The organism is Stenotrophomonas sp. STEN056, from assembly GCF_056759635.1.
Genome location: NZ_JBRRDL010000016.1, coordinates 35,087 through 49,552, shown reverse-complemented (window position 1 = coordinate 49,552; position 14,466 = coordinate 35,087). Strand labels below are relative to the sequence as shown.

The 14,466-nt window shown below is 65.2% G+C and carries 14 protein-coding genes; 5 read left to right on the top strand and 9 right to left on the bottom strand.

What is annotated here, in order from left to right; translation table 11 throughout:
* Position 1 precedes the first annotated feature (1 nt).
* A complete protein-coding gene (fdhD, locus tag ACVOLO_RS10325) occupies positions 2-859 on the bottom strand; it encodes a formate dehydrogenase accessory sulfurtransferase FdhD (protein ID WP_481570177.1) in 858 nt (285 codons plus the stop codon).
* 442 nt (positions 860-1,301) lie between these two features.
* Between fdhD and ACVOLO_RS10320 the strand changes: the two genes are divergently transcribed.
* Both ACVOLO_RS10320 and ACVOLO_RS10315 read left to right on the top strand, forming a co-directional pair.
* A complete protein-coding gene (locus ACVOLO_RS10320) occupies positions 1,302-3,590 on the top strand; it encodes an FdhF/YdeP family oxidoreductase (protein ID WP_481570176.1) in 2,289 nt (762 codons plus the stop codon).
* Positions 3,591-3,652: 62 nt separating this feature from the next.
* Positions 3,653-4,018, top strand: a complete 366-nt coding sequence (locus ACVOLO_RS10315) for a DUF1801 domain-containing protein (RefSeq protein WP_481570175.1) — start codon at positions 3,653-3,655, stop codon at positions 4,016-4,018.
* A 181-nt stretch (positions 4,019-4,199) separates the two neighbouring features.
* Here ACVOLO_RS10315 and ACVOLO_RS10310 read toward each other — a convergent pair whose 3' ends face one another.
* Positions 4,200-4,901: a LytR/AlgR family response regulator transcription factor gene (locus ACVOLO_RS10310; protein WP_481570174.1), complete on the bottom strand. Its 702-nt coding sequence runs from the start codon at positions 4,899-4,901 to the stop codon at positions 4,200-4,202.
* On the bottom strand, positions 4,889-6,598 hold the full coding sequence (locus ACVOLO_RS10305; RefSeq protein WP_481570173.1) for a histidine kinase: 1,710 nt from the start codon (positions 6,596-6,598) through the stop codon (positions 4,889-4,891). Before ACVOLO_RS10305 ends, ACVOLO_RS10310 begins: the two co-directional genes overlap by 13 nt.
* Before the next feature lie 179 nt (positions 6,599-6,777).
* On the opposite strand from ACVOLO_RS10305, the gene ACVOLO_RS10300 reads away from it, so the two are divergent.
* On the top strand, positions 6,778-8,304 hold the full coding sequence (locus ACVOLO_RS10300) for an alpha/beta fold hydrolase (protein WP_481570172.1): 1,527 nt from the start codon (positions 6,778-6,780) through the stop codon (positions 8,302-8,304).
* Between the two features lie 314 nt (positions 8,305-8,618).
* On the opposite strand, the gene ACVOLO_RS10295 is transcribed toward ACVOLO_RS10300, so the two are convergent.
* Together ACVOLO_RS10295 and ACVOLO_RS10290 are read right to left on the bottom strand one after the other, a co-directional pair.
* A complete protein-coding gene (locus ACVOLO_RS10295) occupies positions 8,619-9,314 on the bottom strand; it encodes a hypothetical protein (RefSeq protein WP_481570171.1) in 696 nt (231 codons plus the stop codon).
* Between the two features lie 162 nt (positions 9,315-9,476).
* Positions 9,477-9,749, bottom strand: coding sequence for a hypothetical protein (locus ACVOLO_RS10290; RefSeq protein WP_481570170.1), 273 nt, complete (start codon positions 9,747-9,749; stop codon positions 9,477-9,479).
* 91 nt (positions 9,750-9,840) lie between these two features.
* Between ACVOLO_RS10290 and ACVOLO_RS10285 the strand changes: the two genes are divergently transcribed.
* On the top strand, positions 9,841-10,044 hold the full coding sequence (locus ACVOLO_RS10285; RefSeq protein ID WP_481570169.1) for a hypothetical protein: 204 nt from the start codon (positions 9,841-9,843) through the stop codon (positions 10,042-10,044).
* Between the two features lie 69 nt (positions 10,045-10,113).
* Positions 10,114-10,356 (top strand): hypothetical protein, encoded by a 243-nt coding sequence (locus ACVOLO_RS10280; protein ID WP_481570168.1) that lies wholly within the window; start codon positions 10,114-10,116, stop codon positions 10,354-10,356.
* 92 nt (positions 10,357-10,448) lie between these two features.
* Here ACVOLO_RS10280 and ACVOLO_RS10275 read toward each other — a convergent pair whose 3' ends face one another.
* The 4 genes from ACVOLO_RS10275 to ACVOLO_RS10260 all read right to left on the bottom strand — a co-directional run bounded on the left by ACVOLO_RS10275 (position 10,449) and on the right by ACVOLO_RS10260 (position 14,354).
* Positions 10,449-11,810 carry an aminotransferase-like domain-containing protein gene (locus tag ACVOLO_RS10275; RefSeq protein WP_481570167.1) on the bottom strand — a complete coding sequence of 454 codons (1,362 nt, stop codon included), beginning with the start codon at positions 11,808-11,810 and terminating at the stop codon, positions 10,449-10,451.
* Positions 11,811-12,007: 197 nt separating this feature from the next.
* Entirely contained in the window at positions 12,008-12,613 is a 606-nt protein-coding gene (locus ACVOLO_RS10270) for a DUF6436 domain-containing protein (protein WP_481570166.1), read from the bottom strand.
* Entirely contained in the window at positions 12,610-12,873 is a 264-nt protein-coding gene (locus tag ACVOLO_RS10265; RefSeq protein WP_481570165.1) for a hypothetical protein, read from the bottom strand. The genes ACVOLO_RS10270 and ACVOLO_RS10265 overlap by 4 nt, the downstream gene beginning before the upstream one ends.
* 68 nt (positions 12,874-12,941) lie before the next feature.
* On the bottom strand, positions 12,942-14,354 hold the full coding sequence (locus ACVOLO_RS10260) for an aminotransferase-like domain-containing protein (protein WP_481570216.1): 1,413 nt from the start codon (positions 14,352-14,354) through the stop codon (positions 12,942-12,944).
* Positions 14,355-14,466: the final 112 nt, after the last annotated feature.

Here is a 14,466-nt window from a genome sequence, read left to right as displayed (position 1 = left end):
ATCAGCCGCTGCCCGGAACCGCTGCTGAAGCCTGCAACCGTCCCGGGCAGCTGTAGACGTTGTAACCCTGGTCACGCGCAAAGCCGACCAGGCAGATGCCCGCGCCGCGTGCCACGTCGATGGCCAGCGCGGTGGGCGCGGAAACCGCGGCCATGATGCCGAAGCCGGCCAGCGCCGCCTTGGCAACCATCTCGTAACTGGCCCGGCTGGAGATCAACAACAGGCCTTTTTCAGCGTCGACGCCCTGCCTGCACATGGCGCCGGTCAGCTTGTCCAGCGCGTTGTGTCGGCCAACGTCCTCGCGCACCCAGCGGATGACGCCGTCGGCATCGGCCCATGCCGCAGCGTGCGTCGCACCTGTGGCCAGGTTCATCGGCTGGTGCCGGGCCAGCGAGGCCAGTGCCCGCTGCAATGCCGCCGCCGGATAAACCTGTGCATGCGCCAGCGGCGTGATGCGCGGGATCAGATCCTCCAACAGCCGTGTCCCGCAGATACCGCACCCCGCACGCCCCGGCAGCCATCTGGCATTGGCCGGATCAAGTGCGCCGGCCGGTGCGTGGGCAGCGACGGTCATCGACAACTCGATGCCTTCGATGCGCTCGTGCACCTCCACCGCCAACAGTTCGTCAGCAGCCGTAATCAGCCCTTCACTGAGTGAAAAGCCCAGCGCGAAGTCCTCCAGATCAACCGGACTGGCCATCATCACCGCGAATGACACCCCGTTGTATTGCATCGCGATGGGCACTTCCTCGGCGATGTCATCCAGCACGCATTCTTCACGGCCATCACGCCAGCGCGACACGCTCCGCGGCGCGATACCGGGCAACCTTGTACGCAACGGCTGTTTCGCATCAGCCATGGCTGTGCTGCCTCCGTGACGGATACCGGCGGTCGTGATGCGCCTGGTGCGGGGCGGCCGTGCATTTCATGGCGGGCAAACCTTCCTCCTGAAGAGCATGGATACAGCTGCGCGGACCAGCGGATCGCCGGCGGCCTGATCCTACCGCGTCGGTGTCGGCAGGCAGCGAACGCAGGCATCATGGACGCGCGAATACGCCCACTCAACCGCCGCTGCCGCGGCTCCGTGTTCTGTGAATGGGAGAAAAAGGCAGCGCCGCATGTCGCGTCTCTCAAGAATTACCCGGGCCGTTGCGCCGTACAAACCCACACGTACCGGCATCACGCCGCCCACGGCAACGGTGCATTGCAGCAAGGCCGTGATGACACAACCGCGACCGTATTCCGTGCTTAACTTCATCGGCAGGACGCAAGGCCACTTTCCTCCGATCGAGTGCCAGGTCATGAGCGACAAGCCCCCGCGTTACAAGCCCTACGAGCAACCGGCCGGCGGCTGGGGCGCCGCCGGCGCCACGGCCAAGGTGCTGATGCAGCAGAGCGTGATCACCAAGGGTTCCCGCGCCCTGCTGGCCATGAACCAACCCGGCGGCTTCAAGTGCCCCAGTTGCGCATTCCCCGACGCGGACACCACCAGGAAGCTGGAGTTCTGCGAGAACGGCGCCAAGGCCCTGGCCTGGGAAGCCACCCAGCACCGGGTAACACGCGAACTGTTCGAGCAATACACCGTCACCGAGTTGATGGCCCAGTCCGACTACTGGCTGGAAATGCAGGGCCGGCTGACCGAACCCATGCGCTACGACGCCACCAGCGACCGCTATGTGCCCTGCGCATGGGACGACGCCTTCGCCTTGATCGGCCGCCACCTTCAGGCACTGCAAAGCCCCCACCAGGCTGAGTTCTACACCTCCGGCCGCACACCGAACGAAGCAGCGTTCCTGTATTCCATCTTCGTGCGGGAATTTGGCACCAACAATTTCCCCGACTGTTCGAACATGTGCCATGAGCCCACCAGCCGTGGCCTGCCGCCGGCCATCGGTGTCGGCAAGGGCACCATCGTGCTCGACGATTTCGAGCATGCCGAAGCCATCTTCGTGATGGGCCAGAACACCGGCACCAACTCGCCACGGATGATGAGCAACCTGGTGGAAGCTCGTAAGCGCGGCATCCCCATCGTGGCAGTCAACCCGATGCCCGAACGCTCGCTGATCCGTTTCACCGAGCCGCAGGACATCGTGCAGATGGCCACGTTCGGCTCGACGGAAATCACCAGCGAGTTCGTGCACGTCAAGATCGGCGGCGACCTGGCACTGATCAAGGGAATGATGAAAGTCATCTTCGAGCGTGACGCGCTGGGCGAGAACGTGCTCGATGACGAGTTCCTCGCCGAGCACACGGTGGGCCTGGATGCGCTGCGCGAGGACGCGTTGTCGCAGGACTGGGAAGAGATCGTGCGCGTGTCCGGCGTCCAGCAGGCGCAGATCCGCCGCTGTGCGGAGATCTACATCCGCTCCAACGCCACCATCATCTGCTACGGCATGGGCCTGACCCAGCACCAGCAGGGCTCCCGCCTGCTGCAGCAGGTTGCCGGCCTGCTGCTCCTGCGCGGCAATTACGGAAAGCCAGGCGCCGGTATCGGCCCCATCCGCGGCCACTCCAACGTGCAGGGTGATCGCACCGTGGGCATCGATGAAAAGCCGTCGCAGGCCTATCTGGACCGGGTGCGTGAGGTGTTCGGCTTCGAACCGCCACGCGAACACGGCCATCATGTGGTCGAGTCCATTGCGGCGATGCTGGATGGCAGCGCCAAGGTATTCATCGGCATGGGCGGCAATTTCATCCATGCCGTTCCCGACACCGAGCGCGCCTATGCGGCCATGCGCACGCTGGAGCTGACCGTCGGCATTGCCACCAAACTCAACCGCGGCCATCTGGTGCACGGCCGCGATGCGCTGATCCTGCCGGTGGTGGCACGCTCAGAGTGGATACGCACGCCGCTGGGCGAGCAGTTCGTCACCATCGAAGATGCCATGTCCAACGTGACCGCCTCGCGCGGCGTACTGGAACCGGCCAGCGACAAGCTGCTGCCGGAGGTGGAGATCGTCTGCCGCATGGCCATGGCGGCGCTGCCGCACAGCAAGGTGGACTGGGCGGCCTACATGCACGACTACGACCTCATCCGCGACCGCATCGCCGAGGTTTACCCGCAGATCTACGCCGACTTCGGCGAGCGCATCAAGCAGCCCAGGGGCTTCCACCTGGATATTCCCCCGCGTCGCCGGGTATGGCCCACGCCCAACGGCAAGGCCAACTTCCTGCCGATGCCGGGCCTGGAGGTGAATGCCACCATTGAAGAGCCCGGCATGCTGCGCCTGGCCACCGTGCGCTCGCATGACCAGTACAACACCACGGTGTACAGCTTCAACGACCGCTACCGTGGCGTGTACAACGACCGCAAAGTCGTCTTCATGAACATCGAAGATCGTTTGGCACGCGGACTGGAAAAGGAGGCACAGGTGCGCCTGGAGACCATCAGCGATGATGGTGTCACCCGCCACATCGATGGACTGACCGTACTGGACTACCCCATGCCACGCGGCGCCATCGCCGGCTACTACCCGGAACTGAATCCGCTGCTGCCACTGGATCACTACGACCGGATCAGCGGCACACCTGCGGCAAAATCGATTCCGGTCAGAGTGCTCGCCAGCGGCCATTCATCGTATTCCCCTTGATGCGGTGGCCCAGCATCCCGCAAGCTGATGCGTCGTCGGCTTCACTCCAGGACAGTCGCACCATGGCCACACGTACCGTTGAAGCGCTTCTGGAAGACATCCGCCTGCTGGGTGATACCCAGTACGCGCTGGTCACCGCTGTCCGTACGCTGGCCAGGCAGGCCATTCCCGGCGTATCGGAGGAAGTGAAATACGGCGGCATCCTGTTCTCTTCGGACGTGCCGTTCTGCGGCGTGTTCGCCTACAGGCAGCATGTCTCGGTGGAATTCAGTCACGGTGCCCGCATCAGCGATCCACATGGGCACCTTGAAGGAAGCGGGAAAGGCCGCCGGCATATCAAGCTGCAGACAACTCGGGACATCAAGGACAAACATGTGTCCGATTACCTGCTGCTGGCATTGGAAGCAGCCGTGCACGCCGCCCGCTGATGGGCGCCAGGGCTGGCACGCGCCGCCCGCCTCCACTGCTTGAACGGATGCCTTGAACGAAATCCCGTGATGGCTGCAGCCGTGTCTTTCAATCCACCGTGTTGTCGCGGGTTGCAGGCATGACGGCGTATCACTCCGCATCGTGGACGCGCGGTTCGACGAAGCAGTAAATCGCACCGCCTCAATCCAGCCCAAGCGCCCCGCGCAACTCCGCCACATGGGCACGCCCCACCGGCAGCTCCGCGCCATCATTCAGTACCAGCCAATAACGGCTGCCCGAGCCGGCATGCAGCGTGCGGATATGGCGCAGATTGACCAGGTAGGAACGATGGCAGCGCACAAAATCCGGCGGCAGCACGCCGCTCAGGCCAGCCAGGGATTTGTCGTGCAGTTCGCTGCGGCCATCACGCAGGCGCAGCTCGCTGTAGTCACCATCGGCGCGGATCCACATCACCTCTGCCAGCTCGACCAAGGCAGTGCCCTGCGCGCGCCATATGCCCAGGTAGCGCGCGCGGCCGGACCGATAGCGGCCGACATCGAGCAAGCGCTCAAGCGCCTGGCCGAGGCGTTCACGCGAGAACGGCTTGGGCACGAAATCCAGCACGCCGTGCTCGAACGCCTGCAGCGCACGCTCGCGATGCGCCGACACCACGACACAGTGGTAACGCCCGGCCACCGCACGCCTCAGCAGTTCAAAGCCGTCTTCGCCGCCGAGGTTCAAGTCCAGCAGCAGGCCGTCGTAGACACTGCGCTCCAGTCGGTCACCGGCCGATTCCAGATCGGCGACCGCATCGAAGCGTGCGCGTGAGCCGACCAGCTCCGTGCACAGCCGCAACAGACGCTGGCGCACCAGCGGTTCGTCTTCAACAATCAATAGGCGCATGTGATCTCGATCCGGCTGCACCAGTCGGCGCCGTCACTGCCTTGGACATAGCGCCAGCGCTCAGGAAAGGCCGCCGCCAGACTCGCTTCGATGTAGCGCGTGCCTGTGCCGCGCCCGCGATGTGGCGCCGATCCCTGGGCACTGCGCAGCTCCAGAACCCAGCGCTCGCTCTCGCGCTGCACGCGCAGCCGAAACGGGCGCTGCGCACAGGCAACGGCGCCGGCGTGGGTCAGCGCATTTTCGACCTGGGCATGAAGGACGCCAGGCGGCAGGGAAAGGCCAAAATCATCAGCCTCCACGTCAAGCGTCATGGGCTGATCCAATGCCAGGCCGACGATATCCAGATGGCTGCGACACAGCGCCAGCTCGTCTTCCAGCGACACGCTCTGGCGGGTGCTGCTGTCGCGCAGGCGGTCGAACTGCTCCGCCAGCGATACCACCATCCGGCTGGCGCGCAGCGGCGCCTGCTCGATCAACTCCTGCAGGCAGGTCAGCGTGTTCATCAACCAATGCGGTTGAATGCCCCGCTGCAACAGCTGCAGCGAAAGCTGCGCGCGCTCTTCGCGCAGGCGGGCATTGTGCTCGTCCAGCGCACGCAGCTGTGCGGCGTGACGCAGCAGCAGGAAGCCCATCAACACGGCAAGAAACAAAAAGTACGGCCCATCGAGGAAGGTGCCGCGCGCGACCAGCAGCGCCAGCACACCGGCAAGCACCAGCGCCAGAATCGGCCAGCGCTCATCCTGCCCATTGCGAGCGCGCAGCAGCAGGCCGGCCGACGCAAGCAGGCTCAACAACAATGCCGCCGCGGAACGCATGTCAAAACCGGGCAGAAACAGGGCAATGGCCACAAGCGCAAGAAGGTAGGCAACGCGCATGCCAACCGGCACTGCAACACCAAAGCGGCGCGCGAGATAAGCCGGCAACAGCACCGCCGCAGCCATGTGCAGGCCCAGCAGCAGGAACAGGCGTGGGCCATGCCACGGATAGGCATAGCCCAGCAGCGAGCGCCATGCCTCGACCACCGGCAAAGCCAGGCCGACAGCACACAACGCCAACAGCAATCGCGCACCCGGCATGCGCGAGCGGCCGCGTTGCACCGCCAGAAAGTACAGACACGCCGCAGCGAGTGCGCCCGTGGCGAAGGCTGCGATCAGCCAGGGCCGGAGCATGTCGCCATGGAACATGGCCGCCGGTCCCACCACCGCAACCGCATCCGCACTGTGCAGGTGCAGCCGCTGCTGCTGGCTGGAGGCGAGCACGATCAACTCGTCCCCGTCGGCTGCCGACGATGCTGGCAAGGCACGAACCACATCAATGCGACCGGCGTGCTCCTCTTGGGCACTGCGCCCCACCACACCGTTGCCGGGCAAGGGTTGGCCGTTCCAGTAAAGCTGGCTGGCAGCGCGCAATGACAGCCGCAGCGCACGGCCGGGATCACTCTGGGTAGCAGAGCTGCTTGACCGCCAACGCAGCCAGTACGGTCCCTGCCAACCCGCGAGAACGCGCTGATCGAGCGGACGCCAGTCCACATCGGCAGGAGGATGCTGCGGCAGCGCACCTGTCGCGGCCACTCTTGCGGGCGCCATCTCACCGGCCAACACCTGCACCTGGGCCATGTCCGGCGCCGAGACCGCCAACCATGCAGCGACGGCAGCGAGCAGTACAGCCAGGACAGTCAAGGTTCGCAGGATCGGCATGCGCCTATCGTATCGGCTGTGCGGAGACATTGGACGGCCGTTTGGAGACGTTCGGCAGACGCGTGCAGCGGGAACAGCCCGGCGGAGGGGATGCTGGCTCCGGGGCTGGGTGATACCGCGATCACGCCGTCGTCGGTGCCCTGCCCCACCGCCGAATTCCCTGCCAACCGGAGCCCGCCATGTCCACCAACTCCCTCTCCGATTTCGAGCATCGCAATGCTGTCGCCACCGGCGCAGCCACGCAGCGGATGCGCTTTCCGCTGGCCGCCAGGCTTGCCGTGATGTGTCTTGCCAGTGCCGGCGCACTACAGGCACTGGCAAGCGATGCGCCCACGCCGCTGGTGTTCTCGCCCTATGCCATGCAGACCAAGGGCAACGGCACCATCGCGACCGAGGAAGCGTTCCTGGAGGTGCCACGCCGACACAGCGAGCCGAATGGACCGCGCATCCGCCTGCGTGTGGTGCGCCTGCCCGCCACGGGGGGTGATGGGCGTGCGGCGCCGGTGGTTTACCTGGCCGGCGGTCCCGGTGGTTCTGGCTTCGGCACTGCACTTGGGCCGCGTTGGCCGGTGTTTGACCGCGTCCGTCGCGAAGCCGATGTGCTGCTGCTTGACCAGCGCGGCACCGACTTTTCGCAGATGCCACCGGAGTGCCCGCACGAGCAGAAATTTGACGACGCCCAGCCCCTGCAACGCGAGGCCACCTTGGTTGCACTGAAGGCAACGCTGGCCAGCTGCCTTGCCTTCTGGCAGAACGCCGAGGTTGATCTGGGTGCCTATACCACCGCCGAAAGCGCCGACGACATCGAATACCTGCGGCGTGCAATGGCGCTGCCACGACTGAGCCTGTGGGGAATGAGCTACGGCACCCATCTGGCGCTGGCGACGGTGCGCCGGCACCCGGCAAGTCTCGAACGCGTGGTGTTGATGGGCAGCGAAGGGCCCGACGATACGATCAAGCTGCCGCTGTCCGCCGATGCCTTGTTGGCCGACCTCGGCGTGGTTGCGAAGAAAGATGGCTTTGAGGACCTGCAGGGCTCGGCACAACGCGTGTTGGCAAAGCTGCGGCAACAACCCGCGCAAGGAAGCAGCTTCATGCATGGCGGCAGGAAGGTGACCATTGGCGCATTCGACGCGCAGCTGGCGATAGCCATCGCACTTGGCCGCCGCACCACCCAGCGGATGCTGCCGCTGGCGCTGCGCGAAGCCGAAGCGGGCAGCTACGATCTGCTCGCAACCATTGCGTTGACCGTGCGCGAGGGCCTGGGCAGCTTCCGTGCCATGCCGACCGCAATGGATGTGGCCTCCGGCCAAAGCCCACAGCGCCGTGCCCTGGCAGCGGCGCAGTCACACCAAAGCCTGCTCGGTGATGCATTGAATTTTCCGTTCCCGGAGGTTGCCGACGGTCTCGGCATGCTCGATCTGGGCGAGGCATTCCGTGCACCGCTGCACAGTGACGTGCCCACGCTCTTCATCAGCGGCACGCTCGATGGCCGCACCCCGCAGGCCAACGCGCAGGCACTGCTGCCCGGCTTCAGCAAGGGCCAGCAACTGGTGATACGCAACGCCAGCCATGACAACGAAATGTGGGTTGGCAACCCAGCCGTTGCCGACAACATCGCCAACTTCGTCGCCGGCCGTGCGGTCACGGTTGAAACGCTGGAGGTAGCGCCGCCGGTGTTCATCACCAGCACGTCCGAGCTGTAACGACGGGCGTGCGGTATTGGAGGGGCAGGCCACGGACGCTTCCGCAACCTGCCCCTTGTCGGGCATGCGTTCAAGCGTTGCGCACATGGACAGGAACGGCGACGCCGAGCAGGCATCGCATGTGCGTTGTTCACAAGTCAGTCGTACCGCCCGGCCCGGCCTTGTTCGCGCCGGGCTGTCTTCAGGTGCGGCAGCGTGATGATGTGCTCACAGAGCACGGCCGCATCGAAGCTTGCGCAGGGTGTGCTTGTTTCTGCTGCAAATGGAAGCCGGCTGGTGATCTTGAGACAAGAACGCGGGGACGTCTCCGAGTCTTACCTTGATTTTTGGGAACCCGACGCTGACCCCGGTTTTCGCTCGTCGTCATGCGCGGCAGAGGCGCGGCTTTCCACGAACTCCGGAAACGTCTCCGCCAGCGAGTCCGCATCCGGGAGGATGTAGAACAGGCCACCGCGCTCGAACGTGGTGCTGACGATCTGCTCGTAGAAACCGGGCGAGACGTTGATGCAACCATGGGTGATGCGGTTGTCGTCCGGCGTCGGCGAAGCAAGGCGTTCGACACGTCTCTCGGACGGAACACCCGTGGCAGTAGGGTGGATGGAAACCGCCGAATCGTAGTCCACCCACAGCACGCGCCCAGCATCGATCGATGGGCCGAAGCCGCCGACAAAGCGGCCCGCCGGCGTGGTGCGATCGCGGCCCGGAATTTCGCGCAGTGCAAGGCCGGCAATACCCGGCGCGACATGATCGCCAGTCGCCGAGCCAAACAACCCCGATGCGGCGCCACGGAGCCGGCCATCGCCGCCAAATACCAATATCTGTGCAGCCGCCTTGTCCATGATCGCGAACGGATACCCCTGGTTGTCCTGGCTTGCGACAACCCAGCCGGCCAGTTCAATCACCGTCTCCGATACCTGTTGGCCTGCCGGAAGCTCATCGACGGCGGCGGCCGTTTGCGCGGGGGCATCTTCGGCGCTGGCCACACCACTGTTGACCAACACCAACGTCATGACCAACGCGCCACACAGGGTGCGGATTGCGGGGTATGCATACCTACGGATGGCGAGGCTCCTTGTATTGCGTATTGCAGGCTGCCCGATCAGAAGGAAACCAGTGGCCGACAAAGGCCACCGGGTTCCGGATTCAGACGCGTATCACCCGTTGTGCAGCGACTAGCCGCGAGGTGTGCGGCGGGGTGGCGCGCTTTCCAGCTGCTGTACGCGGCTTTCGATCTGATCCAGGCGTTGATTGGCCCGCTGCGCGGACTGATTGGCGGACTCGGCACTCTGGGCCGCGCCTTGCACCCTCGTGTCGAGTTGATCCAGTCGTGAGTTGATCCCTGCAAACTCCTCTTTATAGGTTGCACAGGAAGCGAGGCCTACGGTGACGAAGATCGCCACACCGAGCCTGCGCGCCATTGCCATCTGTTGCTTGGTCAGAGTCATGCCACACCCTCCTTTCGTCTGGGGTGTCTGGAATATAGCGGCGTTTTTGCCGGAGCCAGCAGCGCCCGTCAGCTGCGGTTGGAGTACGTGGATGCACCGTGAAGACATTGCAACCGGCCCGATTGCAACGCTCATCGCAGGAATCTGCGGCATTTTCAGCCTTCGCCGAATTCGCCCCCTTGAACGGGCAGATCATGAATACGCGAACCGTCATGCACGAACGGATCTTCCGCAATCACCCCCGCCTTCCTATTCATCAAAACGCAACGCGGCGCGCCCCTTCCAGGCGATGTGAACAGCGAGGTTTGACCTGCCGCAACACCAAGGCACCAGGAGTGCGCCAGCCGAAGGCGCGGCGGCGCTTGTGGCCGAACTGGTGCGTGGCCGCGAGCTGGAAATCGAAACTGCATTCCTGGCCGAGATGGCCTCCACCGATCTGAAGAACTGGCTGTACAACTCCACCCCTTCCAACCCGCAGGATGTGGGCTATTGGGTGGGTTACCGCATCGCCAAATCGCACTACGCCAATACCGCCGACAAGCGCCGGGCGCTCAAGGACATCATCACCGTGAGCGATGCACAGGTGTTCCTGGCGGGCAGCGGTTGAAAGCAGGGCATCACAGTGGAGTGAGTGCTGCAGGAAACAGCGAACAAGCAATGGCGTTGAGTGCGATGCCGCACAACGTGCTGGCATCGCACTCAGCGCTGCACCGCAGGAACGCCAGGCGAGATGATCAGCTGGTTGATGCGGCGCAGGGCGCTCTCCAGTTGTCGGCGGTCTTCTGCCAGGCCCAACGACAAACGAAAGCCGCGTTGTTGCGGCGAACCTTCCGGGCGGAATGCCGATGACGGTGAGATCGCCAGGCCTTGCAGCTGCGCGGCGTGCACAAAGGTAGCGTCGGTCCAAGGCTCGGGCACGCTGCACCATGCATGCAGGCCGCTTGCCCGCGCCTTCAGAGAAGGCGCCAGCAGGTGTTCGGCCAAGGCGGTGCGCTCACCGGCTTCCGCCAGCACCTGCTTGAGCAAGGTGTGCGCCGAGCCGTCCAGCAACAACTGGCTGACCAGCGCCATCACCAGTGGATGCCCCATCAGGCAGATGGAACGCAGCGCCGCAGCAAGTGCTTCGGCGTGGCCGGCTGACGGGCATTGCACGAACGCGGTACGCAGGCCGGGGCTGATCGCCTTGGACAGCGTGGAGACGTAGTACACGCACTCCGGCGCGAGCGCGGCGATGGGCGTAGGCTTGCTGGCCTCGTGATGCCAGTACGGATCATCCTCGATGGCGAGCAGCTGGCAGTGCTGCAGCACGCGCGCGAGTTCAGCGCGTCGCTGCGGTGAAAGGGTCAGCGCGGTCGGGTTGTTGCAGGTGGGATTGAGGTAGACCACGCGTGCGCCACTGTCCCTGGCTGCACGCGCGAGCGCCTCCGGGCACATGCCATCGGCATCGCCGTGCACCGGCAGCAAGCGGCGACCGAGTGACCTGGCCACCTGCAGCAGGCCCGGATACACGAGCTGGTCGCAGAGCACCGTGTCGCCTTCATGGGTCTGGCTGATGAGGATGGACGCCAGTGCAAACTGCGCGCCTTCGGCCACCACAAGATGGGCTTCATGCACGTTGCCCAGCATCGGCTGCAACCAGCTGATGGCCGCGTGGCGGTCGGTCGGGCTGCCGCCACTGAGGTGGTAGGTCATCAGATTGAGTGCATTGCTGCGTGCAAGCACCGCCGCCGCGCCCCGCCGCAACACATCATTCAATGCGGTGGCATCCGGAACCGGCGGCACGTTCATGCTCAAGTCCACCGGCTGGCCGAACGCGGCTTTGGGCGGTGCGATGAAACTGCCCTGCGGGCCGCGTGCTTCGATCAGGCCACGCCGGCGTGCTTCATCAAACGCGCGCGTCACCGTGGTCAGGTCGATGCCCAGTTGCTTGGCCAGCGCACGCTGCGATGGCAGGCGATGGCCGGGCACCAGCTCGCCGGTGTTCATGGTGCGCTCAAGGCTGTTGACGATGCGCAGGTAGATCGGGCCATTGCTGGCCAGTGCGTTGTCTATCCAGCTCACTGTGCACCCTGGCCTTGGCCGTGGAAGGCTGCGACAAACTGTCGCGCCATGTATGGAAGATGTCGCGCACTATTGTTTACATCAGCGGCGGGTGCCTGCTCACAACCATCGGTCGGTTGGAGCGGGGGCCCGCCGTTTTTCATGCGTGCGTGCATAACAGACGCACAACCCCGTGCATGTCGATTCATGGGTGTGGGTCAGCCTTTGTCTTGCCAGGCGCAGTAACAACCCACGGCAAGCAGCCCGCGTGGGCGCACTGTCTGCCCGGCGACGAGTTTGTCGAGGATGGGTTCGACAAAACTGTTGGCCGAGTTGCAGACCATGCCGATGCTGTACGGGCCGGCATACGCCAGCTGCCCCTGCCGGTCCCAGATGGCGACTGCTGGGCTGGCCGGAATCTGCTCCACGCCCTGGATGGTGGGCAGTTCCTTCAAACGGCCGCGCAGGTAGTCCGGCAGTTCACCCTGGGTGCCCGGCTTGCGCACGGCGTAGAAATCAATGCCGGCACGGCGGTACATCGTGGTCAGGTAACTGAGGTGTGCGCCGGTTTCACGGTTGCAGACCTTGCACGCCGGGTCCCAGAAGTGCACCACACGGATGCGCCCGTTTGCGCCGGCCAACTCCGCCGGCAGCTTGAGCTGGGTGTCGTCGAAGACGATGGCCTGCTCGGCAAAGCTGGCCTGGTCGCTGAAACCGAAGTACTGCCACACCGCCACCGCGATACCGGCCATCAGCACGCAGCCTGCGGCAATCCACAGCCGCATCCCGCGCCGGCGCGGCGGCGTGCCACCGGGCGGACTCACGACGACGCGTCCGCGCCGAACTTGTGCTCGTACTGCTCCAGCATCTCCGCGCAGGAATCAGCCTGGGCGCGGCGGTAGATCTCGGTGCGTTCCGGTGCGCGGCTGCGCTGCAGGCACTGCTCGATGGCCGCGCGCTCATTGGCCTGCACATCGGCGGTTTGCGGCCGCGAGCAGACATAGACCAGCGAGCCCAGCGCCAGCACGATGAAGCCGGCGCAGCCCAGCATGACCAGATGAAACTTCAGCTTGTCCCGGCGCACATGGCCACCCGCATATCCATACAAGATGCAAAATGTATCATTTTTGTATGGATATGACCGGCGGCCCGTTAAACGATGGCCTGCGTCCGCGTCTCAGGCGCAGCGGAGATCACCTCGGTCAGCCGGGTCAATGCGGCCGCCAGGCTGTGCTGGTCCACCGCCCCGCCCAGTGACAGGCGGATGGCATTGACGGCCTGGTCCTCGATGCTGAAGGCCTCCGAGCTGGCAATGCCCAGGCCCTGCGCCTGTGCGGCCTGGATCAGCCGGTACTGGTCCAGCCTGGGCGGCAATGGCAGCCACACATGCAGCCCGCTCGGGTGCGCCTGGTACGGCGCCGGCAGGATGCTGGCGGCAATCTGCTGGCGCTGGCGCAGCTCCTGCTGGAAGCGGCGGACCATGTCGTCGGCCTGGCCGCTGCGGATCCAGTGCGAGGCCACCGCCACCATCGACTGGGTGGGCATCAACGCGATGGAGCGCAGCGCATCGAGCAGCGGCTCCATCGGCTCGCCCGGCGGGATCACCAGGTAGGCCGTGCGCAGGCCCGGCGCCAGGCATTTGGACAGGGTGGAGACGTAATACACCGGCGCCTCCGGGTGGCTGTCCACCGCCAGCGGCGGCGCCGCATCGGCGGCCAACAGCCAGTACGGATCGTCCTCGACCACCGCCACGCCGTAGCGCCGGGCCACCGCCAGCAGGGCCGCACGCCGGGCCTGCGACAGGGTCGCCGTGGTCGGGTTCTGGATGGTCGGGATGAGGTAGATCAAGGCCGGCTTGCGCTGCTGGCAGGCGGCTTCCAGCGCCTCGGGCAGCATGCCTTCGTGGTCCATGGCGATGGGCGCAATACCCCGCTGCAGCACGCGCGCGGCGGCCAGCAGGCCCGGATAGGTGAGCTGCTCGGCGGCGATCACGTCGCCCGGCTGGGTCTTGGCCAGCACGATGGCGCACAGCGCGGCCTGCGCGCCGGGGCAGATCACCACCCGCTCGGCCGGCACGTTGCCCAGCATCGGCGCCAGCCACTGCACGGCGGCGGCGCGGTCGTCGCGGGAACCGGCGCCGACGTGATAACTCATCAGCTCGCCCTGCCCCAGCTGCTGGCTCAACTGCTGGAAACCCTGCTCCATGCTCTGCGCGAACGCGCTGCTGCCCAGCAGCGGCGGGATGTTCATGCTCAGGTCCACCGAGGTGTCGCTGTTGCCGGCCGACATGGCAATGAAGGTGCCACCGGCGCCCTGCGCGTCCAGCAGGTCGGTCTGACGCAGCTCGGCATAGGCGCGGGTGACCGTGGTCAGGTCCACGCCCATCAGCTGGGCCAGGTCACGCTGCGGCGGCAGGCGGTCGCCGGGCTGCAGCACGCCGTCATCCACTGCCTCGCGCACCTGCTGGGCAATCTGCAGATACAGCGGCCCGGCGCCCTCGGCGAAAGGGCGGACCCAGGTCCGGTTCGGCTTTTTCAGGCGTCGGCCAGCGGCGGCTTGCTGCATCTGGAGGGTTCCTTCCATGCGTTGTACGTGCACGAACCCATACAATGATGTATCTTGTATGGGCTTGACTGGATCGGCAATCCTTTTGTAGGCGCCGCCGTACGGACAGTGT